Origin of the sequence: Sphaerotilus hippei, from assembly GCF_003201595.1 — a bacterium.
GTDB lineage: Bacteria > Pseudomonadota > Gammaproteobacteria > Burkholderiales > Burkholderiaceae_C > Sphaerotilus > Sphaerotilus hippei.
In genome coordinates this window covers 201271-226070 of the sequence record NZ_QJJS01000006.1, presented here as the reverse complement: position 1 = coordinate 226070, position 24800 = coordinate 201271, and the positions used below count along the sequence as shown (strand labels likewise).

General features: G+C 69.2%; 20 protein-coding genes. 6 read left to right on the top strand and 14 right to left on the bottom strand.

Annotation, left to right across the window (positions count from 1 at the left end; genetic code table 11):
* Positions 1 to 242 precede the first annotated feature (242 nt).
* From pal to C7444_RS08965, 9 genes are all read right to left on the bottom strand, one after another.
* Positions 243 to 797 carry a peptidoglycan-associated lipoprotein Pal gene (gene pal, locus C7444_RS09005; RefSeq protein WP_110400506.1) on the bottom strand — a complete coding sequence of 185 codons (555 nt, stop codon included), beginning with the start codon at positions 795 to 797 and terminating at the stop codon, positions 243 to 245.
* A 242-nt stretch (positions 798 to 1039) separates the two neighbouring features.
* On the bottom strand, positions 1040 to 2560 hold the full coding sequence (locus C7444_RS09000; protein ID WP_110400505.1) for a CoA-acylating methylmalonate-semialdehyde dehydrogenase: 1521 nt from the start codon (positions 2558 to 2560) through the stop codon (positions 1040 to 1042).
* Positions 2561 to 2719: 159 nt separating this feature from the next.
* A complete protein-coding gene (locus C7444_RS08995; RefSeq protein WP_110400504.1) occupies positions 2720 to 6070 on the bottom strand; it encodes a glycoside hydrolase family 15 protein in 3351 nt (1116 codons plus the stop codon).
* Between the two features lie 77 nt (positions 6071 to 6147).
* Positions 6148 to 7869 (bottom strand): glycoside hydrolase family 13 protein, encoded by a 1722-nt coding sequence (locus C7444_RS08990; RefSeq protein ID WP_110400503.1) that lies wholly within the window; start codon positions 7867 to 7869, stop codon positions 6148 to 6150.
* Between the two features lie 39 nt (positions 7870 to 7908).
* Positions 7909 to 9045: an ABC transporter ATP-binding protein gene (locus tag C7444_RS08985; RefSeq protein ID WP_110400502.1), complete on the bottom strand. Its 1137-nt coding sequence runs from the start codon at positions 9043 to 9045 to the stop codon at positions 7909 to 7911.
* Positions 9046 to 9067: 22 nt separating this feature from the next.
* On the bottom strand, positions 9068 to 10711 hold the full coding sequence (locus tag C7444_RS08980; RefSeq protein ID WP_110400526.1) for an alpha-glucosidase family protein: 1644 nt from the start codon (positions 10709 to 10711) through the stop codon (positions 9068 to 9070).
* A gap of 24 nt (positions 10712 to 10735) precedes the next feature.
* Positions 10736 to 11575: a carbohydrate ABC transporter permease gene (locus C7444_RS08975; RefSeq protein WP_110400501.1), complete on the bottom strand. Its 840-nt coding sequence runs from the start codon at positions 11573 to 11575 to the stop codon at positions 10736 to 10738.
* Positions 11572 to 12483, bottom strand: coding sequence for a carbohydrate ABC transporter permease (locus C7444_RS08970; protein WP_110400500.1), 912 nt, complete (start codon positions 12481 to 12483; stop codon positions 11572 to 11574). The genes C7444_RS08975 and C7444_RS08970 overlap by 4 nt, the downstream gene beginning before the upstream one ends.
* Before the next feature lie 19 nt (positions 12484 to 12502).
* Positions 12503 to 13768, bottom strand: a complete 1266-nt coding sequence (locus tag C7444_RS08965) for an ABC transporter substrate-binding protein (protein ID WP_110400499.1) — start codon at positions 13766 to 13768, stop codon at positions 12503 to 12505.
* A 371-nt stretch (positions 13769 to 14139) separates the two neighbouring features.
* On the opposite strand from C7444_RS08965, the gene C7444_RS08960 reads away from it, so the two are divergent.
* The 3 genes from C7444_RS08960 to C7444_RS08950 are packed head-to-tail and all read left to right on the top strand — an operon-like array spanning position 14140 to position 18009.
* The gene (locus C7444_RS08960; protein ID WP_110400498.1) at positions 14140 to 15183 is read left to right on the top strand and encodes a LacI family DNA-binding transcriptional regulator; all 1044 of its coding nucleotides are present in this window, start codon (positions 14140 to 14142) and stop codon (positions 15181 to 15183) included.
* The gene (gene glk / locus C7444_RS08955; protein WP_170130687.1) at positions 15180 to 17051 is read left to right on the top strand and encodes a glucokinase; all 1872 of its coding nucleotides are present in this window, start codon (positions 15180 to 15182) and stop codon (positions 17049 to 17051) included. Before C7444_RS08960 ends, glk begins: the two co-directional genes overlap by 4 nt.
* Position 17052: 1 nt before the next feature.
* A complete protein-coding gene (locus C7444_RS08950) occupies positions 17053 to 18009 on the top strand; it encodes a LysR family transcriptional regulator (protein ID WP_110400496.1) in 957 nt (318 codons plus the stop codon).
* Between the two features lie 286 nt (positions 18010 to 18295).
* Here the strand turns inward: C7444_RS08950 and C7444_RS08945 are convergent, their stop codons facing one another.
* Complete coding sequence (locus C7444_RS08945) at positions 18296 to 19603, bottom strand: D-amino acid dehydrogenase (protein WP_110400495.1); 1308 nt, start codon at positions 19601 to 19603, stop codon at positions 18296 to 18298.
* Between the two features lie 169 nt (positions 19604 to 19772).
* On the opposite strand from C7444_RS08945, the gene C7444_RS08940 reads away from it, so the two are divergent.
* Both C7444_RS08940 and C7444_RS08935 read left to right on the top strand, forming a co-directional pair.
* On the top strand, positions 19773 to 20729 hold the full coding sequence (locus tag C7444_RS08940; RefSeq protein ID WP_110400494.1) for a LysR family transcriptional regulator ArgP: 957 nt from the start codon (positions 19773 to 19775) through the stop codon (positions 20727 to 20729).
* Between the two features lie 228 nt (positions 20730 to 20957).
* Positions 20958 to 21173: a hypothetical protein gene (locus tag C7444_RS08935; RefSeq protein ID WP_110400493.1), complete on the top strand. Its 216-nt coding sequence runs from the start codon at positions 20958 to 20960 to the stop codon at positions 21171 to 21173.
* Positions 21174 to 21235: 62 nt separating this feature from the next.
* Here C7444_RS08935 and C7444_RS08930 read toward each other — a convergent pair whose 3' ends face one another.
* Positions 21236 to 21658, bottom strand: coding sequence for a universal stress protein (locus tag C7444_RS08930; protein ID WP_110400492.1), 423 nt, complete (start codon positions 21656 to 21658; stop codon positions 21236 to 21238).
* Between the two features lie 94 nt (positions 21659 to 21752).
* Positions 21753 to 22499 (bottom strand): UPF0149 family protein, encoded by a 747-nt coding sequence (locus tag C7444_RS08925; RefSeq protein ID WP_110400491.1) that lies wholly within the window; start codon positions 22497 to 22499, stop codon positions 21753 to 21755.
* Positions 22500 to 22560: 61 nt separating this feature from the next.
* On the opposite strand from C7444_RS08925, the gene C7444_RS08920 reads away from it, so the two are divergent.
* A complete protein-coding gene (locus tag C7444_RS08920) occupies positions 22561 to 23136 on the top strand; it encodes a cob(I)yrinic acid a,c-diamide adenosyltransferase (protein ID WP_110400490.1) in 576 nt (191 codons plus the stop codon).
* Positions 23137 to 23167: 31 nt separating this feature from the next.
* Here C7444_RS08920 and C7444_RS08915 read toward each other — a convergent pair whose 3' ends face one another.
* A complete protein-coding gene (locus C7444_RS08915) occupies positions 23168 to 23476 on the bottom strand; it encodes a hypothetical protein (RefSeq protein ID WP_110400489.1) in 309 nt (102 codons plus the stop codon).
* 62 nt (positions 23477 to 23538) lie between these two features.
* Complete coding sequence (locus C7444_RS08910; RefSeq protein ID WP_110400488.1) at positions 23539 to 24660, bottom strand: 3-deoxy-7-phosphoheptulonate synthase; 1122 nt, start codon at positions 24658 to 24660, stop codon at positions 23539 to 23541.
* Positions 24661 to 24800: the final 140 nt, after the last annotated feature.

The following is a 24800-nucleotide window of genomic DNA, read 5'->3' as shown; positions in this document are numbered from 1 at the left end:
CGCCCTGTCCTACTCCAAGGGCAAGGACCTGGCGGCCGGCACCCCCGACAAGAACACCTCCCTGCGCGTGCGCTTCAACTACGCCTTCTGATCCCGCGGGCCTTCGGGCCCCCCGCGCCGGATCCTCCCCACCAGGGAACCCCGGCGCTCACCGCTCCATGCAAAAGGGCTTCCCCTCGGGAAGCCCTTTTTTCATGGCGCAGCGCGAACCGCTGGCCGAGGCCGGCGGTTCGCCCGCGTCATCACTTGGCCGGGTAGACGATGTCGGCGCGGCGGTTCTGCGACCAGGCGGCCTCGTTGTGGCCGGCGGCCTTGGGACGCTCCTTGCCGTAGCTGACGGCTTCGGCCTGGCCGTCCTTGACGCCATAGACCTTCAGCGCCTTGACCAGGGCTTCGGAACGCTTCTGGCCCAGGGCCAGGTTGTATTCGCTGCCACCACGTTCGTCGGTGTTGCCTTCGACCCGCACCTTCAGCGCCGGGTTGGACGCCAGGTACTTGCCTTGACGCTCGACCAGGCCGTTGAACTCGCCCTTGACCACGTACTGGTCGAAGTCGAAGTACACGCTGCGAGCGGTCGAGATCAGGTTGCTCGGGTCCAGGTGGGCCGGCAGTGCGGTCACGGCGGCGGCAGGGGTCGCGACCGGGGCAGCGGCGACCGGTGCGGCAGGCGCGGCCACCGGGGCCGGAGCGGCGGCCACGGGAGCGGTGGCGGTCGGGGTGCTGCTGCAGGCGGCCAGCGAGGCGGCGATGATCAGCGCCGCGGAGGACAGGGTGGTCTTGGTGTACGAACGGGACATCAGCTTCTCCAGAGAGACGGAAACAGGCGCCTGCCGACCCGCGCCATGAGGGCGCAGGTGAACAGGCCACGAACCAGGGTTAACACTATAAAGCGATCACCTGACAGGCACCCCGGGAAGGGGGCTGATCGCATCGGGCGGAGCCGGGAACCAGGGGTCAGCGACCCCACCGCTGCGCGCCGAAAGGCAAAAAGCAGCGCAGTATGACAAGACTGCGCTGCCGGTTGAACCCTCTCAGACCGTCACTTGGCCGTCGGCATCACAAATTCCGCACCCTTGGCCGTGCTTTCCGGCCAGCGCTGCATGATGGACTTCTGGCGCGTGTAGAAACGCACCCCTTCTTCGCCGTAGGCGTGCATGTCGCCGAACAGGCTCTTCTTCCAGCCACCGAAGCCGTGCCAGGCCATCGGCACCGGGATCGGCACGTTGATGCCGACCATGCCGACCTGGATCTGGCGGGAGAACTCGCGGGCGGTGTTGCCGTCCCGGGTGTAGCAGGCCACGCCGTTGCCGTATTCATGGGCGTTGATCAGGCTCACCGCCTCGGCGAACGACTTGACGCGCACGCAGCCCAGCACCGGGCCGAAGATCTCTTCCTTGTAGATGCGCATCTCGGGCGTCACGTGGTCGAACAGCGTGCCGCCGGTGAAGAAGCCGTTCTCGAAGCCCGGCACCTTGTGGCCGCGGCCGTCGACCACCAGGGTCGCGCCCTCTTCCACGCCGATGCCGATGTAGTTCTCGATGCGGTCACGGGCCACGCCGGTGACGATCGGGCCCATCTCGGCGTCGAGCTCCATGCCGTCCTTGATCTTGAGCGTGCGGGCACGCTCGGCCACCTTGGCGACCACCTGGTCGGCGATGTCGCCCACCAGCACCGCCACCGAGATGGCCATGCAGCGCTCGCCGGCCGAGCCGTAGGCCGCGCCGATCAGGGCGTCGACCACCTGGTCGATGTCGGCGTCGGGCATGACCACCATGTGGTTCTTGGCGCCCCCGAGGGCCTGCACACGCTTGCCGTGGTGGGCACCGGTCTCGTAGATGTACTGGGCGATCGGGGTGGAGCCCACGAAGCTCAGCGCCTTGACGTCCGGATGGGTCAGCAGCGCATCGACGGCCAGCTTGTCACCCTGGACCACATTGAACACGCCCTTGGGCAGGCCGGCCTGGGTCAGCAGGTCGGCCATGAACAGGCTGGCGCTGGGATCGCGCTCGCTGGGCTTGAGCACGAAGGTGTTGCCGCAGGCGATGGCCACCGGGAACATCCAGCACGGCACCATGACGGGGAAGTTGAACGGCGTGATGCCGGCCACCACGCCCAGGGCCTGGCGCATGGTCCAGTTGTCGATGCCGGTGGAGACCTGCTCGGTGTAGTCGCCCTTGAGCAACTGCGGGATGCCGCAGGCGAACTCGACGATGTCGATGCCGCGGCTGACCTCGCCCTGCGCATCGGTGAAGACCTTGCCGTGCTCGGCGGTGATCATCGCGGCCAGCGTGTCGCGGTGCTGGTTGAGCAGCGCCAGGAAGTTGTTGAGCACCCGCGCACGGCGGATCGGCGGCACCGCCGACCAGGCCGGGAACGCCGCCTGCGCCGACGCCACGGCCGCATTGACCTCGTCGACCTCGGCCAGCACCACCTGGCGCGCCACCGCACCGGTGGTCGGGTTGTAGACCGCCTGGCTGCGGCCGCTGCGGCCGGCGACCACTTCGCCGTGGATGTAGTGGGCCACGTCGGTGGTCGAGGTGTAGTGGCGGGGTGCGCTCATGAACGGTCTCCTGGAGTCGGGTGGATGCTGCGCAGTCTAGGCAGTCGCAGGCGCTCCGCCCAGACCGGGTGGACGGACACACTGTTCAATATATTGAACAATGAATGACCATCCTGCAGAACAGCCGGGAAAACCCGGCCCCTTCACGCCACGCACCCGTCACTCCGGTGCGGACGCCTCCACCACCTCGACCGTCCCCGGCAGATCGCCGGGCCCGGGCACGTCCGGTTCGGCAGCCGTCTCGACCGGCGCCTCGGGCGCCTCCACGGGCACCTCCAGCGCCTCGCGGCGCGCCCGCTCCACCAGATAGGCCATCGCGGCCATCACCAGATTGGCCACGCGGTGGGGCGGGCTGGCGTAGAACGCCTCCCAGGCGTGGGCACGGTGCTCGTTGTAGTCGGCATCGACATGGGCCTCGCCCATGGCCTGCTGCCAGCCCTGGCGCACCGCGATGCCCACGAGCACGTCCATCACCAGCCAGCTGTCCAGACGCAGGTCGGCGTTGGCCCGCAGGATGTCGCTGACCGCCAGCAGCGCCTCGATCGTCAGCTGGCGGTACTCGGGCGCATGGATCTTGTTGAGCAGCTCCTCGACCTGCAGCGCGAAGCCACGCTCGCCCGGCGTGCTGTCGGCCCGGGCCAGCGTGCTGTCGAGGCGGTTGCGGGCATCGAGCTGGTCGCCGATCACCAGGCCCGGCACCTGGCGCAGCAGGGCCCAGATGCGCTCGTGGAAGTCCGCCGGCAGGCGCGTGACGACGCCGCTGAGCTCGCGCCAGGCCAGCCAGTCCGGCAGGTCGCTCGACAGCACCGGATCGTTGCCGGCCGGGAACTGGACCGCCACGAGCGCCCCGCCGCCTTCACCGGTGTGCAGCGACTGCAGGCGCACGAGGTCGCGGCTGACCTCCTGCTCACGCACGATCACCTCGCGCAGCCGGGCCAGCAGCGCCTGCGGGCTGCAGTCGAGCAGGTGATCGAAGGCCTCGGCCTGGCTCAGGCCGTGCTCGAGCGCCAGCCGGCCGGTGATCAGCAGCAGCAGATACCAGGGGCGCAGCGTCAGCGTGCCCTTGAACAGCGTCGCATCGGCCTTGATCAGCGTGCCCAGCAGCAGCACGATTTCCTGGATCAGCACCCGGCCGCGGGCATCGTCGCCGCCGAAGGCGCGCAGGCGCTCGAACAGCTCGCCGTTGCCCAGCGGCGCGGCGATGATGGCCGCGGCATCGTAGGCGCGTCCCACGGACACCTGCTTCTGCCGCACGACGATCTGCGCCACCGCGTCCTCGAGCGTCTCGTCGTGGATGTCGAGCACCCCGGCGGCACGCCGGATCACCCCCCAGCGGCGCTGCCGGCCGGCCCGCGCGTAGACCGCGCCGGTCAGCTGGCGCAGCGTGCCGCCCAGCGCCGTGGGCGCATCGAGGCCGCGGCGCTGGCTCAGCAGGCCGAGGATCTCGACCTGCTCGTAGGGGTTGCGGCTGCGCTCGAGCTGGCGCTCCAGTGCGGCATCGTCGTGGGTGCGCTCCAGCGCCGCGGCCCGGGCCGGGCTGAGCGCGCGGGTGGCGGCCTCTTCCCAGTCGAGCACCGCGGCCGCGGCGGCCGGGTCGGCCGGCAGGGCCACCGCCGCCGGCAGGCCGTCGATCTCGGCCGTCGCCGCGGCGGGCAGCAGCTGCGCGAGCGGCGCGGCCCGCAGGCCGTCGGCCGCCGCCCCGGCGCAGGCCGGCGACACCTGGCGCAGGTAGGCCAGCAGACCGTCGGCCCCGATCGCATCGAGCATCGGCTCGCCGATCAGCAGCGCCAGCAGCGGCTGGGCAGGCGCACCGCCGGCGCTGCCGGTGTCGGCCCGCCAGTGGGTGCGCAGGTAAGCCACCTCGGCCTGGAACTCGTCGACCAGCAGACGGTTGTCCAGCCCGAGGTAGAAGCCCTGGCGGTTGAACAGGGCCGGCAGGAACACGACCGTCTGCTCCCCGTCCCGGTACACCCGGCTGGTGGCCAGGCTGCCCAGGCGCTGGCGTGGCCGACCGCTCAGGCCGAGCGCCTCGTGCTGGCCCAGGCGGGTCAGGGCCGCGTCGAGTTCGTCGGCGTAACGCACCTGGACGGGCTGGACCTCGGCGAGCGTCTGCGCGGCGATGCCATGCGAGGCCAGGCGGGCCTGCACCAGCCGGTCGGTGGCCAGCAGCGCCAGCTGGACCGTCACCGGCGCGGGCTCCGGGGCCTCGAGGATGCGGTGGCGGCCGAGCGGATCGAGCTGCTCGGGACGGATCAGTCCGTCCTGCAGCAGCGCGCCGACCAGGTAGAGGCTCTGGGCCCAGACCAGCGGCACGTTGTCGTTGGGCACCCGGTCCTGGCTGTGCGGCTGCTCACGTTCGGCCTCGACCGCCTCGGGCGGCACGAGGTAGAGCTCGGGCAGCAGCCTCTGGCCGTCGCGCTCCTGCATCAGGCCCTCGAGGCGGCCGCGGTAGTCCGCCGCCGCCACCTCGTCGCCCCGCAGCACGGCGTCGAGCAGCAGGTAGCAGAAGAACAGCGGCCACTCGCTCTCGATGCGGCGGAAACGCTGCAGCTCGCCCGGCTCGTAATGCAGCCGGCTGTGGTCCTCGACCACCGTCTGGTGGCCGTCGCGCAGGAAACGCTTGCAGCCGTAGCGGCCCTGCAGCTTGGCGATGATGCGCGCGCGGGTGGCCTCCACCAGCGCCGGGTCGTCGACCGCGAAGGCGGGAAAGCCGATGATCGACAGCAGCGCCGCATCGGTCTCCTTGCTTTCGGACTCGCGCGGCAGCAGCCCGGCCAGCGTCATGCGGGCGTGGGCGATGTCGTCGCCCTGCACCAGGATGCGAGGCGCCCAGCCCGGCAGCAGGTTGTAGCCGCTGATGGCCTCCAGCGCCGCCTTGGCCATGCCCACCGAGCTGGCGTTGATCTCGGCACGCCCTTCGTTGCGCTTGTGGCCACGCTCCCAGATGCCGTAGTCGGGCGTGCGGTAGGCGCGGGCCAGGTAGTGCACCAGGTTCTGCACGAAGCTGGCCTCGGCCACCGTGCGCACCAGGCGCAGCCCGCTGGCGCTCATCTGGGCCAGCAGCAGCAGGAAGATCGCGGTGGCGTCGATCTGCAGGTGGCCCCACTCGGCGTCGCCGACGACCGGCTCGCCGGTGCTGGTCGAGTACTTGGCGTGCAGCGCATCGAGCGGGTGCTGGGTGTGCTTGAAACGCTCGACCTTGTGCGCCTGCTTCATCATGGCCGCGAGCAGGCCGCGCATCAGCGCCTCGACCCGCTCGCGCAGCTCCTTGGCGACGGCCGGCTGCTGGTCGCGGTGGGCCAGGTCGAGCGCCCAGATCGCCAGGATGCTGTAGACGTTGTCACGCACCCAGGCGTGGGTGTAGTCGCCATGCACCGTGATGGCGGTGCTGGCCGGCAGCAGGCCGGTTCGGGGGTCCTGACGGGCCAGGATGATGGCGCGGGCCTGGGCGGTGTAGGCCGCCAGACGGGTGGCGACGGCGGTCGGATCGGACGGTGTGCGAGCATTCATGCCCCGATTGGAAGCCAATCCCGCGCCAGCCGGGTTTCAGGGGCGCCACAACGCTCGCCAGGACACCCCGATCCCCTTCAATCGAGCAGTCGCAGCACCACGGCCTCCCAGGGGCGCAGCACCAGTGCCTGCAGGTCGTCGACCCGCTCCCCTGCCCCGGCACGCAGGTTGCCGATCACCAGCCGGGCCTCGCGCCCGGCGAGCTCGGCCGGGCATTCGAACACCGGCGTGTCACCACTGAAGTTGCACGCCACCAGCCAGCGCTCATCGCCCAGCGTGCGGGTCCAGGCGTAGATCAGCGGGTGCTCGGCAAGCACCAGATCGAAGCGTCCATGCACGATGATCGGGTGCTGGCGCCTCAATTCGATCAGTCGCCGGTAGTGGTGGAACACCGAGTCGGGATCGGCCCGCGCCCGTTGCGCGTTGACGCTGTCGTGGTCCGGGTGCAGCCGCAGCCACGGCTCGCCGGTGGTGAAACCGGCCTTCGGGCCGGCGCTCCAGGGCATCGGCGTGCGGGCGTTGTCGCGCCCCTTCGCGTGGATCGAGGCCATCACCTCGGCCGGGTCCTGGCCTCGTTCGGTGGTGGCCACCCGGTGGTGGTTCAGCGTCTCGATGTCGCGGTAGTCGTGGATGTCGTCGAAGGCGACGTTGCCCATGCCGAGCTCCTCGCCCTGGTAGACGTAGGGCGTGCCCTGGTGCAGGTGCAGCCAGGTGGCCAGCATCTTGGCCGACTCGACCCGCCAGCGGCCATCGTCACCGAAACGTGACACCGGCCGCGGCTGGTCGTGGTTGGACAGGTAGAGGCTGTTCCAGCCCTGGCCGTGCAGGGCCTGCTGCCAGCGGTTCATGGTCTGCTTGAGGTCACGCAGGTCCAGCGGCTTGAGCGCCCACTTGCCGTTGACATGGCCCCCGACGCTGTCGAGGTCCATGTGCTCGAACTGGAACAGCATGTCCAGCGCCCCGCCGCGGGCATGGGTCAGCTCGATGCCCTGGGCGATGGTCGCCAGCGGCGCCTCGCCGACGGTGAGCGTGTCGTGGTGGTCGAGCACCTCGCGCCGCATCTCCTGCAGGAACTCGCCCAGGCGCGGGCCGTTGCAGACCATGGCGAAGGCCGGCTGCAGGAAGCCCTCGCGCACCACCGGCGCGTCGGGCAGGCTGCCGTCGGCCCGCCACGGCTTGGAGATCATGTTGATGACGTCCATGCGGAAGCCGTCGACGCCCTTGTCGAGCCAGAAGCGCATCAGCGCCCAGATTTCCTGGCGCAGCGCCGGGTTCTCCCAGTTCAGGTCCGGCTGCTTGCGGCTGAACATGTGCAGGTAGTACTCGCCGGTCGGCTCGTTCCACTCCCAGGCCGAGCCGTTGAAGGCCGCCTCCCAGTTGGTCGGCGGCGCCCCGTCAGGACCGGGTTCGCGCCAGATGTAGTGGTCGTGCAGCGGGTGGTCGCGGCTCGTGCGGGCGGCCTGGAACCAGGGATGTTCGTCGGAGCTGTGGTTGACCACGAGGTCCATCACCAGCCGGAGGCCACGCGCATGCATGGCCGCCAGCATCTCGTCGAAGTCGGCCATGGTGCCGAACTCGGGCATGATCTCCCGGTAGTCGCTGATGTCGTAGCCGTTGTCGTCGTTGGGCGAGCGGTAGATCGGAGACAGCCACACCACGCCGACCCCGAGGGCCTGCAGGTGGTCGAGCTTCGAGGTGATGCCGCGCAGGTCCCCGATGCCGTCGCCGTCGCTGTCGCAGAAGCTGCGTGGATAGATCTGGTAGACCACACGGTCCTGCCACCAGGGGTTCGGGCTCATCGCGGCCTCCTGATCCGGACCGACACGGGCCCCTGCGTCTCAGGCCGGCAGGTCCACGGTGCGGGCATAGGCCTGCCCCGCCGCGTCGAACAGATGGCACTGTTCGGCACGCAGGCGCAGCGGCACCCGCTCGTCGGCCACCTGCGGCGCATGCCCTTCCAGGCGCAGCGTCAGCATCGGGGCGCCGGGCTCGAGATCGAGGTAGAGCATCGAGGAGTCGCCCAGGCGCTCCATCTGGCGCAGCGTCACCGTCAGCATCGCCCCCGGGCCGCTGTCACCGACCAGCAGGTGCTCCGGACGGATGCCCAGCGAGACCTTGTCGCCGACCTTGCCGCGGCGGGCATCGACGGCCACGGTGACGGGGGTGCCGTGCACCTCGACCACCGCATGGCCCGCTTCCGCGCGCACCAGGCGACCGGGCAGGATGTTCATCTTCGGGCTGCCGATGAACTCGGCCACGAACAGATTCCGCGGCCGGTGGTACAGGTCCATCGGCGTGCCGAACTGGGCCACGCTGCCTTCGTCCTGCACCGCCTGGCCGGTGCGCAGCAGCACGATCTTGTCGGCCAGCGTCATCGCCTCGACTTGGTCGTGGGTCACGTAGATCATGCTGGCCGTACCGATGTCGTGGTGCAGCTTGGCGATCTCCAGGCGGGTCTGCACGCGCAGCGCCGCGTCGAGGTTGGACAGCGGCTCGTCGAACAGGAACACGTCGGGCTCCTTGACGATGGCGCGGCCGATCGCCACCCGCTGGCGCTGCCCGCCCGACAGGGCCTTGGGCAGGCGGTCCAGCAGCGCCCCGAGCTGCAGGATGTCGGCCGCCTTCTTCACCTTGCGCTCGATCTCGGCGCTGTCCGAGCCCAGCACCCGCAGGCCGAAGGCCATGTTCTCGGCCACGGTCATGTGCGGATACAGCGCATAGCTCTGGAACACCATCGCCACGCCCCGCCGGGCCGGCGGCAGGTCGTTGACCCGCACGCCACCGATCGACAGGTCGCCGGAGCTGATGTCCTCCAGGCCCGCCACCATGCGCAGCAGGGTCGACTTGCCGCAGCCGGACGGCCCGACGAAGACGCAGAACTCACCCTTGCCCACCGTGATGTTGGCGTCGTTGATGGTGTAGGGCAGGCCCGGGGCGTAGCGCTTGCAGACGTTCTTGAAGTCGATGCGTGACATGGCGTGCGATGAAGAAGGGTGTTCAGGCCAGGCGGGCGAACAGCACGCCGTGGGGGTCGAAGTGCACCGTGCGGTCGTGCACCGTGGCGCCGCGCACGCCGCTGTCGCTCAGCACGGCCGCCACCTGCTCGTGGGCCGGCAGGTTCAGCACGGCCTCGCCCTCGCTCAGGTTGAAGGCGCACAGCACCCGCTCGTGGCCGCTGCGGCGTACCCAGGCCAGCACCTGATCGTGCAGCGGCAGCAGCGTCATCTCGCCGTCGCGCAGCGCCGGCTGCCCGCGCCGCCAGGCCAGCAGCGCCCGGGTGTGGTTCAGCAGCGAATCGGCATCGGCCTGCTGCACGTCGACGGCCAGCGCCCGGTGGCTGGCGGCCACCGGCAGCCAGGGCGCACGACCACCGGCCACGCTGGAGAAGCCCAGGTCGGGGGCGGTCGTGCTCCAGGGGAAAGGCGTGCGGCAGCCGTCACGGCCCTTGAACTCGGGCCACATCGTGATGCCGTAGGGATCCTGCAGGTCCTCGAAGGCCACGTCGGCCTCGGGCAGGCCGAGCTCCTCGCCCTGGTAGAGGCAGACGCTGCCGCGCAGGCTCAGCACGAGAGCCATCGCCAGACGCAGCAGGGCCGCGGGCGGGCGATCGCCGCCCCAGCGGGTGGCCACCCGCACGACGTCGTGGTTGGACAGCGCCCAGCAGGGCCAGCCGCTGCCGACCACCTCGCCGAAGCGGGTCATCACGCCGTGGATGAAGGGCGCACCATGGGCCACGCCGAGCAGGTCGAAGCAGTAGGCCATGTGCAGCTTGTCGCCGCCGCTGGTGTACTCGGCCACGCGCGCCAGGCCATCGTCGTCGCCGATCTCCCCGACCATCGTCGTGTCGGGATACTGGTCGAGCAGCGCGCGCAGGCGCTGCAGGAACACCAGGTTCTCGGGCTGGCTCTTGTCGTGCATATGGCGCTGCCAGCCATAAGGATTGACGGCATTGACGGCCGGGTCCTCACCCGTCGGGCGGCCCCGGCCCGGGTTGTCGCGCAGCTGGCGGTCGTGGAAGTAGAAGTTGGCGGTGTCGAGCCGGTAGCCGTCCACGCCCAGGTCGAGCCAGAACTTCACCGTGCCCAGCAGCGCATCCTGCACCTCGGGGTGATGGAAGTTCAGGTCGGGCTGGCTGGTCAGGAAGTTGTGCAGGTAGTACTGGCAGCGGCGCGTGTCCCACTGCCAGGCGCTGCCGCCGAAGATGGACAGCCAGTTGTTGGGCGGATTGCCGTCGTCCTTGGCATCGGCCCAGACGTACCAGTCGGCCTTCGGGTTGTCGAGGCTCGCGCGGCTCTCGACGAACCAGGGGTGCTGGTCGGCCGTGTGCGACAGCACCTGGTCGATCATCACCTTCAGGCCGAGTTCGTGCGCACGCCGCACCAGCACCTTGAAGTCATCGAGCGTGCCGAACATCGGGTCGACGTCGCAGTAGTCGCTGACGTCGTAGCCGAAGTCCTTCATCGGACTCCTGAAGAAGGGCGACAGCCAGATGCCGTCGGCCCCCAGGCGCGCGATGTGGTCGAGGCGGGCGGTGATGCCGGGCAGATCACCGATGCCGTCGCCGTTGCTGTCGGCGAAGCTGCGCGGGTAGATCTGGTAGATGACGCCGCCGCGCCACCAGTTGCTGTTGGGAGCTTTCATCATGGGTCTCGCAGGAAAGGAGGTTCAGCCCTTGACCGCGCCAGCGGTCAGGCCGGAGACGATCTTCTTCTGGAACACCAGCACCAGGCCGATGAGGGGCAGCGTGACCAGCACCGAAGCGGCCATGATCTTGCCCCAGGGGATCTCGTACTTGCTCGCGCCGCTGATCAGCGAGATCGAGACCGGCACGGTGCGCTCGTTGTTGTCGAGCACGAAGGTCAGCGCGAAGAGGAACTCGTTCCAGGCGGCGATGAACGCCAGCAGCCCGGTGGACACCAGCGCCGGCCACAGCAGCGGCATGAAGACGTCCTTGATGATGCGCCACGGGCCGCAGCCGTCCATGATCGCGGCCTCCTCGAGCTCCTTGGGCAGCTGCTTCATGAAGGTGGTCAGCACCCAGACCGTGAACGGCAGCGTGAAGATCAGGTAGGGAAGCACCAGGCCGAGCGCCTTGTTGTAGAGGCCCAGCGCACGGATCATCTCGAACATGCCCGCCAGCACCGCGACCTGCGGGAACATGGACACGCCCAGGATGGTGGTCAGCAGCAGGCCGCGGCCCTTGAAGTTGATGCGGCCCAGCGCATAGGCGGCGGTCACGCCCAGGAAGATCGACACCGCCACCACCACCACCGACACCATGATGGAGTTGAGCAGGTGGCGGCCGAAGGGCTGCTCGGCCACAGTGAACAGGCTGACGTAGTTGTCCAGGCTGGCGTTCTGCGGCCACAGCGTGGTCGTGAACAGCGCCGAGCCCGTCTTCAGCGAGGTCGACACCGCATACAGGAAGGGGAAGACCGAGACCACGGTGACCAGGGCGGCCAGCAGGTAGAGCACGATCGTGCCCGCGAGAGGTCGGTGTGTCATGCGTCCTCCGACAGTTTCATGCGACCCAGACGCATGTAGACGACCGTCGCCAGGCCGATGATGAGGAACAGCGCGGTCGATGCCGCCGAGCCGAAGCCCATGTAGCCGTTGTCCATCATCTCGCGGCGCACGAAGCCCGACATGCTGATCGTGGAGTTGTTGTTCGAGGTGAGCACGTAGATCAGGTCGAAGACCCGCAGCGCATCGAGCAGCCGGAAGATCACCGCCACCATCAGCGCCGGACGGATCAGCGGCAGCGTGACCTTCAGGAACAGGCGCAGCGGATGCACGCCGTCGACGCGGGCGGCCTCGTAGCAGTCACGCGGCAGGGTCTGCAGCGCGGCCAGGATCAGCAGCGCCATGAAGGGCGTGGTCTTCCAGACGTCGACCGCCACCACGGTCCACAGCGCGTACTGCGACTCGGCGGTCCAGGCGATCTTGTGGTCGATCAGCCCGGCCGCGAGCATCAGGTCGTTGATGACGCCGAACTGGTCGTGCAGCATCCAGCCCCACATCTTGGCCGACACGATGGTCGGGATGGCCCAGGGCACCAGCACGGCCGCCCGCACGAAGGCGCGGCCCCTGAACTCCTGGTTCAGCAGCATCGCCACCCCCAGGCCGAACAGCGTCTCCAGCGTCACCGACACGACCGAGAACTTCAGCGTGTTGATGATGGAGAGGCCCCAGTCGCTGTTCCAGAACCCGTCACTGTGGTTCGGGTTGGCGAACAGCCCGAACTCGCCGAAGTAGTTCTCCCAGCCGACAAAACGAGCCGCCGACATGTCGTTGATGTTGGCGTCGGTGAAGCTGAACCAGATCGTGCGTCCGAGCGGCCACGCTGCGACCAGCAGCAGCGTGACCAGCATGGGCGCGAGAAACAGCCAGGCGGTGCGGGTTCTGGAGTTCATGGACGGGGCCCTCCCGGACTCACCACTTGTTGCGCTTGATCTGGTTGAGTCGGCCCTCGAGCTTCTTCAGGCTGTCCTCGGCGCTCGCCTTGCCCGACAGCACGTCGTGCGTGGCGTTCCAGAACGCGCTGGAGACCTCGGGGTACTTCAGGCCGGTGACCGTGGCCGGGCGCGGCACCGCGCTGGTGAACACGTCGTAGAGGCTGCCGAAGAAGGGGTTGGCGGCCAGCACGTCCTTGTCCTGGTAGAGCGCATTGATCGTCGGGTTGTAGGAGCCCTTGACCGCACGCTCCTTCTGCACTTCCTTGCTGGTCATGTACATGACCAGGTCGGCGGCGGCATCCGGGTTCTTCGAGTACTTGGAGACGGCCAGCTGCCAGCCGCCCAGCGTCGCGGCGTTCTTGCCGTTGGCGCCGCCCTTGGGCAGCGGCAGCACGCCGATCTTGCCCTTGATGGTGCTGTCCGCGCCGTTGCCCAGCGACCAGGCGTACGGCCAGTTGCGCATGAAGGCGGCCTTGCCGTTCTGGAACACGCCACGGGCGTCCTCCTCGGCGTAGTTCAGCACGCCGGTCGGGGCGATGGTGCCGATCCACGAATGGGCGGTCTTCAGCGCGGCGACCGCGTTCGGGTTGTTGACGGTGACCTTGCCCGACGCGTCGACGATGTTGCCCCCGCCGAAGCTGCTCAGCCACTCGACCGCATCGCAGGTCAGGCCTTCATAGGCCTTGGCCTGGAAGACGAAGCCCTGGAAGTCGGCCGCCCCGGCGGCACGCTCGCCGTCCTGGATCTTCCTGGCCACCGTGGCCAGCTCCTCCCAGGTGGCCGGCGCCTTCTGGCCGTACTTCTCGACCAAGTCCTTGCGGTAGAACAGCAGGCCCGCGTCGGTGAACCAGGGCATCGCCAGCAGCTTGCCGTCGGCGGTGTTGTTGGCCACGATCGCCGGGAAGTGCTCCTTCTCGACGCCCTTGCTGTACTTCTTCAGGTCGACCAGGTGATCCTTGATCACGCCGGGCCAGACCACGTCGACGTTGAGCACGTCCAGGTCGGACGACTGGGCGGCGAACATCTGGCGGAACAGCGCCAGGATGTCGGTGGTCGAGTTCGGGATGGTGAACAGCTTGACCGTGTGGCCGGTCTTCTTCGACCACTCTTCCGTGTGCTTCTTGCAGAACTCGAAGTCCTGGCCGACGGAGCCGCAGGAAATGGTCACCGTGGCCGCCTGGGCCCCGGAGAGTGCGCCGAAGGCCATCGCCAGACCCAGTGCAAGACGCTTGAAATGGAACATGTTGTCAGTCTCCTAGTGTTTCGGCCCGGGTGACATCTGCTGGTCGCCACCACCAACGTGAATGTAATTACCTTACATTCGAACGAACATGGCGTAAACCCTAGTCACCCATCGACGCTCCATTCCAATGCATCGACGAGTGAGAACCCGGATTTCAACCGAACTAAATCGAATTACATTGGCCAATGATCCCGACATCGGTCTCATCGATCGGATCCGGATTCTCCTCACCTCTTCTCCACTCAGTACGGAAATCAATGTAACTTCAATACATTGTCTCGGATCGATCCTCGATCCGGTCCACGAGGCCGGCCCTGCGGGGGCCGGCACGTGACAATCCCGCCCATCGCCCGCCCCATCGAACCCGCCCCGTGACGCGCCACCGCTCGACCCGCCCCCCCGCCCGCATCACGATGCAGGACGTGGCCGAGGCCGCCCAGGTCTCGCAGACCACGGTGTCCTTCGTGCTGAGCGGGCGGCCCGACACCAGCATCGCCGAGCCCACCCGGCAGCGGGTGCTGGAGGCCGCCCAGGCGCTGGGCTACCGGCCCAACGCGATGGCCCGGGCGCTGCGCCAGGGCACGTCGACGCTGGTCGGCCTGATCTCCGACGAGGTGGCGACCACGCCGTTCGCCGGGCTGATCGTGCGTGGCGCCCAGGACGCCGCCTGGCAGCACCGCCGCATCCTGGCGCTGGTCAGCACCAGCCACCGGGACGATCTCGAGCAGGAGGCGATCGACAGCCTGCTGCAGCACCAGGTCGACACCTTCCTGATCGCCACGATGTTCCACCGCCGCATCACGATCCCGCCGGCCCTGCGCGGGCAGGCCGTGGTGCTGGTGAACTGCATCAGCGACGATGCCCTCGTGCGCTCGGTCGTGCCCGACGAGCAGGCCGGCGGGCGCCTGGCCACCACCCACCTGCTGGAACACGGCCACACCCGCATCGGCATCGTCGACACGCTGCACCCCGGCCCGGCCGCCACGCTGCGGCTGCAGGGCCACCTCGAGGCGATGGCCGATGCCGGCCTGGCACAAGCCCCGGACCGGATCGTGCATCGGCCCGGGGACCAGGAGGCCGGAGAACAGGCCGCCCGCCAGCTGCTGGACCGGCCGGACCGGCCGACCGCCCTCTTCTGCCTGAACGACCGCGCCGCGATGGGCGCCCAGGCCGCGGCCCGGTCGCTGGGGCTGAGGATGCCCGAGGACCTGTCGCTCATCGGCTACGACAATCAGGAAGTCATCGCCGCCCACCTGCACCCGGCGCTGACCACGATGCAGCTGCCGCACCACGAGCTCGGCTACCAGGGCGCCTCGGCGCTGCTGGGCGCCACCACGCTGCCCCCCGGATGCACCCGGCTGGCCTGCCCGCTGGTGCGCCGCGCCTCCGTCTCCCCACCCGCCCGCACCCCATGAACACCGTCTCCGCCGTGCCCTACGCCGACGGCCCGCGCCTGCTGGCCGACGTGGGCGCCACCAACATCCGCCTGGCCCTGGAGATCGCGCCGGACCAGTTCAGCGTCAGCGCCGTGCTGCCCTGCGCGGAGCACGACAGCCTGGAGCACGCCCTCCAGGCTTTCCTGGCCACCGCCGGCCACCCGGTGATCCGGCATGCGGCGCTGTCGCTGCCCAATCCGATCACCGGCGACCACATCAAGCTCACCAACCACCCCTGGGCGTTTTCGGTCGAAGCGATGCGCCGGCACCTGGACCTGCAGACGCTGCTGGCGGTGAACGACTACACCGCGCTGGCCATGGGCCTGACCCGGCTGGAGCCGCAGGAACGGGTGCGCATCGGCGGCGGCGAGGCCGCGCCCGGCGGCGTGATCGGCGTGATCGGCCCCGGCAGCGGCCTGGGCGTGTCGGCGCTGGTGCCGTTCCAGGACCGCAACGTGGCGCTGATCACCGAAGGGGGTCACGTCAGCTACCCGCCCCAGGACGCCGACGAGGCCGAACTGGTCGCGCTGGCGACGCAGCGCTTCGGCCACGCCTCGGGCGAGCGGCTGATCTCGGCCTCCGGCCTCGAGCTGACCCACGAACTGCTGGCCAGCCGCAGCGGCCTGCCGCCGCCGCGGCTCAGCGCCCCCGAGATCTCCGCGCGGGCGCAGGCCACCCCCGCCGACCCGGTCGCCCTGAGGGCGCTGGAGATGTTCTGCGCCATGCTGGGCACCGTGGCCGGCAACCTGGCGCTGACGCTGGGCAGCACCGGCGGGGTCTACATCGGCGGGGGCATCGTGCCGCAGATGCTGCCCTTCCTGGCGCGCTCGGCCTTCCGCCAGCGATTCGAGAGCAAGGGGCGCTTCCGCAGCTGGCTGGAGCGGGTGCCCACCTGGGTGGCGGTCGCGCCCCGCTCGGCGCTGCGTGGTGCGTCGGCGATGCTCGACGACCACCTCACCGCCGACCACGGCGCCGGCCCGCTGCTGGTCGAGATCCGCGCCGCGATGGACCGGCTCTCCACCTCGGAGCGCACGGTCGCGCAGGACCTGCTGTCGGCACCGCGGGCGTGGATGAGCGACTCGATCGCCCGCATCGCCGAGCGCTGCGGCGTCAGCACGCCCACCGTGATGCGCTTCTGCCGCTCGATGGGCTTCAAGGGCCTGGCCGACTTCAAACTGCGCCTGGGCTCGGGCCTGTCGGGCACGACCAAGGTGGCCCACCGGGAGGTGCAGCACGAGGACCCGACCGCCGAACGCATCGGCAAGATCTTCGACAACTCGATCTCCGCGCTGATCGCCCTGCGCGATCGCCTGCATCCGGCCGCCTTCGAACGGGCGACCGCGGCGCTGGCCGGCGCGCGGCGCATCGAGATCTACGGCACCGGCAGCTCTGCGCTGACCGCCGAGGACGCGCAGAACAAGCTCGGCCGCCTCGGCCTGGCGGCGCTGGCACGCACCGATGCACAGCTGCAGAACCTGACCTCGATCTACCTGGGCACTGGCGACGTGCTGCTGGTGCTGTCGAACTCCGGCGCCCTGGAGTCGGTCAACGAGGCGGTGGCGCGGGCCCGCCGGGCCGGCACGACGGTGATCACGATGTGCCCTCAGCGCAGCGAGCTGGCCCGGCTGGCCGACATCGTGCTGCCGGTCGATCACCCCGACGACGTGCACGCGCTGGTGCCGATGCTGTCGCGGCTGGCCCAGACGGTGATGATCGACGCGCTGGTCAGCGACCTGGCGCTGCAGCGCCGGGACGCGATCGGCAGTGCCCTGGCGCACCAGAACGACCAGCGTTTCGTGACCCTGAGCTCGCACAGCCGCTTCACCCCCAACGGCAAGGAGCACTGACATGGAGGTGCGCCGCATCGAGGCCCTGTGGGCCCATGTGCACTGGCTGACGGTGCTGGGCGACCTGGGCAGCTACACCGCCGCCGCGCAGCGGCTGGGTGTCAGCAAGGCCGCCATGAGCCAGCGCATCACCGAGCTGGAGCAGGCCGCCGGCGTGCCGCTGGTCCGGCGCACCACCCGCAGCGTGCGGCTGACCGAGGCCGGCGAGCAGCTGGTCGCGGCGACCCGGGGCGCGTTCGAGCAGATCGAGCGGGGATTCGAGGGGGTCAAGGACCTGGCCAGCACCCCGAGCGGCCTGCTGCGGGTGACCGCCCCGGTGGCGCTCGGCCGCCAGCAGATCGTCTCGCGGCTGCCGGCCTTCCTGCGCGCCCATCCCCAGGTGCGGGTCGAGCTGCAGCTGTCGGACCACATCGTGTCGATGGCCCAGGAGGGCTTCGACCTGGCGATCCGCCACTGCGCCCGCCCGCCCGACACCCACGTGGCCTGGACGCTGGCGCGCACGCAGTCGGTGCTGGTGGCCTCCGGCGCCTACCTGGAACGCGCCGGCCAGCCCGCGCATCCCCGGGAGCTGAGCCAGCACCAGTGCCTGCACTACCCGCGCCCCGGCGCCACGCCGGTCTGGCGCTTCGTCGCGATGAACGACGACGAAGCCGCCTCGCTGACGCAGGACCAGGGCCAGGTCAGCGTCGCGATCACCGGCCCGTTCGGCGCCAACAACAGCGAGGCGCTGCGGGAGGCGGCCGAGGCCGATCTCGGCATCGCCATGCTGCCGGACTTCAGCGCGCAGCAGGCCCTGAAGTCGGGCCGGCTGCAGCGGGTGCTGCCGCAGTGGAGCCCGGTGGGCGCCTTCGGGGAGCACCTCTACGCGATCCGGCCCTACAGCCCGCAGGTGCCCGGCGCGGTCCGGGCACTGGTGAACCACCTGCGCGACAGCCTCGCGGACGGCTTCAGGGCCTGAGCTGGAGCCGCCCGGCCAAAAAAAAGGCCCACCGCAAGGGTGGGCCGATGACGTTCATGGTGTTGAACATCGACGGAACCGACATCCGCCGACACGTCTGCATGATGTTGTTGGTAGGCGCAGATCGTTGTCGGCTGGCGTTCGTGTTCGCTCTCTGACCGTGTGACAGCCGATGCATCGACTGTAGGGGGAAGCCCTCCCCCCTCGTATCCCCTCGACGGTGGAAGCCACGTCAGCAAGCGCACACAATCCGGATCTTCCGCGTCAGCTCTCGCTTGGCTCCAGGTCAGGCCGTCGCGACCCGGGCACGCCCGACCCCGGCAGGCGAGGCCAGGAAGTTGAAGTCCAGCTCGGGCCGGCGTCCGCTGATCAGATCGGCCAGCGCGCGGCCCGAACCGGCGCCGTGGGTCCAGCCCAGGGTGCCATGCCCGGCGTTGACCCACACGCCCGGCACCGCGGTGCGGCCCATGCAGGGGATGTTGTCGGGCGTGCTGGGGCGCAGGCCGGTCCAGTAGTTCGGCTCGGTCGTGTCGGCCACGCCCGGGAACAGCTCCTCGTAGCGGCGGCGCAGCGACTCGCAGCGCACCCGGGCGGTCGGGCCGTCCAGGTCGGTGTCGTAGCCGGCCAGCTCGGCCGTGCCGGCCACGCGGATCTGGTCGCCCAGCCGCGAGATCGCGATCTTGCGTGAATCGTCGAGCAGGCTGACCACGCTGGCGCGGGCCGGGTCCCGCAGCTTGAACGTGGCCGAATAACCCTTGGCCGGGTAGATGTTGAGGGACACGCCCACGGTGCGCAGCATCGGCGCCGAATAGGACCCCATCGCGACCACGACCGCGTCGGCATGCACCCGGGTCGGCTGCACCTCGCCCGCGCGCACCACACGGACCGAACGGAAGGCGCCGCCCTCCAGGTCGAGGCCGAGCACCTGGTGTTCATGGAGAAACTGCGCACCACGCCCGGCACAGCGCTCGGCCAGCCGCTGCGTGAACACCCGGGCGTCACCGGACTCATCCGACGGGGTGTAGGTCCCGCCGGCGAGGCTCGGGCCGTAGGAGGCCAGCGCCGGCTCGATCGCCAGCACCTGCTGGCGATCGAGCACCCGGCGGTCGACGCCGTGACGGCGCATCACCTGGGCGCCGGCGGCACCGGCATCCAGATCGGCCTGCGACGAGAAGAAATGCAGGATGCCGCGCTCCAGGCGCTGGTACTCGATGCCGGTGGAGGCGACGATCTCCTTGAGCGTGTCGTGGCTGTAGCGCCCGAGCGCGACCAGCTGGCGCACGTTGCGCTCGAACGCGTCGTGGGTGCACTGGCCCAGGAAGGCCAGACCCCAGCGCCATTGGTGCGGGTCCAGACGCGGACGGAACAGCAGCGGCGAATCGTCGCGCAGCAGCCACTTGGCCACTTTCAGCGGGGCGCCGGCGTTGGCCCACGGCTCGCAGAAGCTCACCGAGATCTGCGCCCCGTTGGCGAAACTCGTCTCCATCGCGGCCTCCGGCTGGCGGTCGACCACGACCACCTCGTGGCCCTGCTCCAGCAGATGCCAGGCCGTGCTGACCCCGATGATGCCTGCCCCCAGAACGACGACTTTCATGATCCTGCTCCCAGATGGTTCAAGGAAATCCGGCCCATGCCCATCATGCGACCGTTTGCACGACCCTGCCGACGAACACCATCGAGGCCTGGGCAAGCCGCGATGGTGAAGGTCTCACCCTGGTTTGAAAAGCAGAATTGATCTTTTTCAACCATCATTAGAATGGCTGATGAAATCACTGGACCACGCCGCCCTGGACTGCCTGATCGCCCTGATCGACGAGGGCAACTTCGACCGCGCCGCGCTGCGGCTGTCGATCACGCAGAGCGCGGTGTCACAGCGCCTGCGGGCGCTGGAGGTCCAGATCGGGCAGCCGCTGATCGTGCGCTCGCGCCCGCTGCGGGTGACCAGCGCCGGGCAGGTGCTGCTGCGGCACGCGCGGCAGCTGCAGGCGCTGCGGGCCGACGTGGCGCTGGAGCTGGGCGAGACCCTGCCCTCCAAGGACCGGGTGGCCATCGCGGTCAACGCCGACAGCCTGGCCACCTGGGTGCTGCCGGCCCTGCAGCCGGTGGTCGACAGCGGCATCTCGCTGGAGCTGATCGTCGACGACCAGGACTTCACCCATGACTGGCTGCGCGAGGGCCGGGTGCTGGGCTGCGTGTCGACCGTGAACACGGCGCTGCGGGGCTGCCGCCTCTCCGCACTGGGCACGATGCGTTATGTCGCCGTCGCCTCCCCCAAGCTGGTGCGGCAGCAGCTGGAGGCCCGGCCGGTGCTGCAGGCCGGCCACCTGGGGCGGGTGCCGTTCGTGGTGTTCAACCGGAAGGACGATGTGCAGGCCCAGTGGGTCGGCCAGGCCCTCGGGGTGAACGAGCCCCGGCTGCTGCAGCGCTACGTGCCGTCGTCGGAGGCTTATGTGCGGGCCGTGGAATGCGGCTGGGGCATCGGCGTGGCCGCCTGGCCACTGGTGGCGCACAAGATCGAGACCGGCAGCCTGCTGAGGCTGCACCCCGACGTCCACATCGACGTGGACCTGTTCTGGCACCAGTGGAAGCTGACCGCCGACCCGTCGGCCGGGCCGGCGGGCTCGGGCCTGCCTTCCAGCGTGCTCGACCGCATCGGCCAGGCCCTGGCCAGCGGCGCCCTCGATCTGTCAGCGTCGCCTCGGGAACGGGCCGGCGACTGAGGGCAGTGTTGCATTTCGGAGAATCCGGCGTGCGTGATCACGGGCACTTCGTGAACTAGCCACCTGGACCGATGGTTACTGCCCGCTTGATTTTCAGTCGCACTCGATACACTGATCTTGACAAACCAGCGGGACGTGCTGCAGCTCGACATCAAGACAGCCACCCGGTCACCGCCAAGACATCACACCACACGTGGCTCGTCGGTCGAGTCAGCGGGAGAGGAAATCATGAAAGCCCGACGTTCCTGGAAAAGCTGGCTCAACTGGGTCCGGCTGCGTCCCCAGTTCAGGACACGACGCAAGGATCCGACCGACTTCGGCGACTACGGCACGGCATTCGGCCTGGACATGAGCCTGGGCCCGGCACCGTCCGAGACCCTGGGCATGAAGGCCGAGGCGGGTGACGCGCCCGTGCCGGGCCGGTCGGCCGCGACCTCGCGCTGAATCCGCGAAGACGCCCGGGAGGGCGAAGGCCGGCGCCAGCTTACCTGGCGCCGGGCATGCGCTCAGCGCACCAGCAGGACCGGCACCTTGCACGAGGCCAGCACCGACGTGGCCACCGAACCCATGACCAGCCCGCCCAGCTGCGAATGGCCGTGCGAGCCCATCATCAGCAGGTCGAAGTCACCTTCGATGGCGGTCTTGGCGATGACCTCGGCTACCCGGCCGGTCTTGCTCAGGTAGGTGGCCGCGATGCCCTGGCGGGTCAGGAACTCGCGCAGGGTCTTGAACACCGCCTCGCCTTCATCGGCGTAATAACCCTGCAGCAGCTCGCGGTCGAGCACCGCGGCGGCCCGGGGCGGCACCTGCGGCACGACCGTCAGCAGGGTGTAGCTGTGCTGCTTGCCGAGCCATTCATCGTGCGCGGCCCAGTAGGCCACCATCTTGCGGGTGAATTCGCTGCCATCGACGGCGACCAGGATCTTCATGAGCGGCTCCTCGTTGTATAGAACGACGACGCCAGTATCCCCGACGTGACACGCCGCAGGATTTGACAGTCGTCAATTCGGATCACCAGGCAGGTCACTGACCTTCCTTGCCGTGGCACTGCTTGAACTTGCGGCCGCTGCCACAGGGGCAGGGATCGTTGCGACCGACCTTCGGATCGGTGCGGCGCACCGTGGTGACCTTCAGGCGTTCGTTGCGGCCGATGTCGGCCAGTTCGACGACGTTGCCCACGAGGTCCTCGATCGCCGCGTCGAGCGACTTGATCGGATGCTCGAGGTTCAGGGCCTTGGTGTAGGCCTGCTCATCCTCGTCCTGCTCCGGCAGGTAACGACGCAGGCAGGCCAGCAGATCGGGGATCTCGGCGGCCGTCAGGTCCTCGAGCGCCGGGAAATGGTTCAGCGCATGCTCGAAGCCGACGATCCAGGGCGCCAGCGCCCCTTCGATCTCGGCCGCACCGCTCAGGGGCTGACCCTGCTCGTCCAGCGGTTGCATGATCACCGGGTCGAACCATCCGTCCTCGACCAGGGAGCGGTTCAGGGACTCGAAACGGCGGCGCACCAGCGTCTCGAGGCGCTCCTGCTTGGCCGAATGCCAGCCGGGGGTGTTGGCGTCGAGGATCTGCCCGCCCTCTTCGCTCAGGTTCCAGTCGCAGGCCGCAGGCAGCCACTGCGACATCTCGAGGGCCACCGGCTGGGCCAGCACCCCGCACAGGAAACCGTCGAGCATCACGACATCCAGCGCCTCCAGCGGCGCAGGCACGGCCGCCAGAAGGTCGTCGAGTTCACCGATCTCGGCATCATTCAGGTCAGCGGCAGCGTTCATGGTCGTCTCTTCAAAAGATCAGGTTCGAAAAACGGCATTGTGCCGGCGCTAGGATGAGAACATGGGACATCGACTCACACAAATCAGCACCCGCACCGGTGACGACGGCACGACCGGCCTCGGCGACGGCACCCGGGTCAGCAAGGACCACCTGCGCGTCGCGGCCATGGGGGACGTGGACGAACTCAATTCCAACCTCGGCGTGCTGCTGGCCGAGCCGCTGCCCGAGGACGTGCGCCACCTGCTCGTGCGCATCCAGCACGAACTGTTCAACCTGGGCGGCGAGCTGTCGATCCCGGGCTACGAGCTGCTGAAGGCCGATGCCGTCGTCGGCCTCGACCAGGCGCTGGCCGACCACAACGCGCACCTGCCCCGCCTGCAGGAATTCATCCTGCCCGCCGGGACACGCAGCGCCGCCATCGCCCATGTGTGCCGCACCATCGCTCGCCGCGCCGAGCGCTCGCTGGTCGGCCTGGCCGCCCGGGAGCCGGTGCGCGACCTGGCCCGCCAGTACCTCAACCGCCTGTCGGACCTGCTGTTCGTGCTGGCGCGCGTGCTGAACCGGGCCAACCTCGACGGCCTGGGAGGCGACGACGTGTACTGGCGCAGCGAACGGCTGCTGCAGTCGCAGGCCTGAGGCCCGAGACCTGCCGGCCGGCGGCGCCACGTCAGTAGCTGACCGCGCCGGACAGCACGTCCACCAGCACCCGCGCACGCCCGGTGGCGCCGGCGGCGGCCTGGGCGTATTCGGCCGACCAGACCGGGTCGCGCTCGAAGAGCTCGGGGCCGGCGACATCGGCCAGGGCCAGCAGCTTGTCGGCCACCAGCACCTTGCCGGAGGCCCGGGTGGGCACGCAGTCCATCTCGACGTACTGCTCGTCCAGCCAGGCGCGCGCGGCCTCGCTCGACATCGGCGCCTCGACCGGCAGACGGTGGACCTGCTGCGGGCCGAACGAGACGGTGATTTCACTGCGCATCGGGATTCCTCGGGTGAAGCCGGCGTGCCCCTAGCACGGCCGGACCCGAAGATGCTAGCGCCTCAGGCGCGCCTTGCCTTCACCGCCTGATGCAGGGTTTCCAGCACTTCCAGCGAATGATCCCAGCCGATGCAGGCATCGGTGATGCTCTGGCCGTAGGCCAGCTGGGCGGGATCGTCCTTGCCCGGCGTGAACTTCTGCGCCCCGGCGTTCAGGTGGCTCTCCACCATCACGCCGAACACCGAGCGTGAACCCCCGGCGATCTGCTCGGCGATGTCACGTGCCACGACCACCTGGCGCTCATGCTGCTTGCTGCTGTTGGCGTGGCTGAAGTCCACCATCAGCGACGGGTGCAACCGGGACGCCTCGAGCTCCTTGCAGGCCGCCGCGACGCTGACCGCGTCGTAGTTCGGCGCCTTGCCACCGCGCAGGATGACGTGGCAGTCCTTGTTGCCCTTGGTCTCGACGATGGCGACCTGGCCGTTCTTGTGCACCGACAGGAAGTGGTGCGGACGGGCCGCGGCCTGGATCGCGTCGGTGGCGATCTTGATGTTGCCGTCGGTGCCGTTCTTGAAGCCGATCGGTGCGGAGATGCCCGACGCCAGCTCGCGGTGCACCTGGCTCTCGGTCGTGCGCGCACCGATGGCGCCCCAGCTGATCAGGTCGCCGATGTACTGCGGCGAGATCACGTCGAGGAACTCGCTGCCGGCCGGCATGCCCAGGCGGTTGATCTCGAGCAGCAGCTGGCGGGCGATGCGCAGGCCCTCGTCGATGCGGTAGCTCTCGTCGAGGTAGGGGTCGTTGATCAGGCCCTTCCAGCCCACGGTCGTGCGCGGCTTCTCGAAGTAGACCCGCATCACCACCTCGAGCGTGCCGGCATAACGCTCACGCAGCGGCAGCAGGCGGCGGGCGTAGTCGACCGCCGCGGCGGGGTCGTGGATGGAGCACGGCCCGATCACCACCAGCATCCGATCGTCCTTGCCGTTGATGATGCGGCGGATGCGATGACGGGTGTCGGACACCAGGGCCTCGATCGGCGTGCCCCGGATGGGGAAGAAGCGGATCAGGTGTTCGGGCGGAGGCAGCGGGGTCACGTCATGGATCCTCTCGTCGTCGGTCTGGGAAGTGCGGTCCACACTGCCGTACCAACCGTCCGCGCCGCTGTTGCTGGCCTTTGCGTTCATCGTCTCTGCTCCTGGATGCTGTGGGTCTGAATGGAATGGGCAAAAAAAAACCGCCGGAGGCTCCGGCGGTTCTTGAGGTGCTGGCGTGGCTTCTGCTGCCTACGACTGTGCCTCTCCTCCGCCGGTGCGGTGCGAGAACC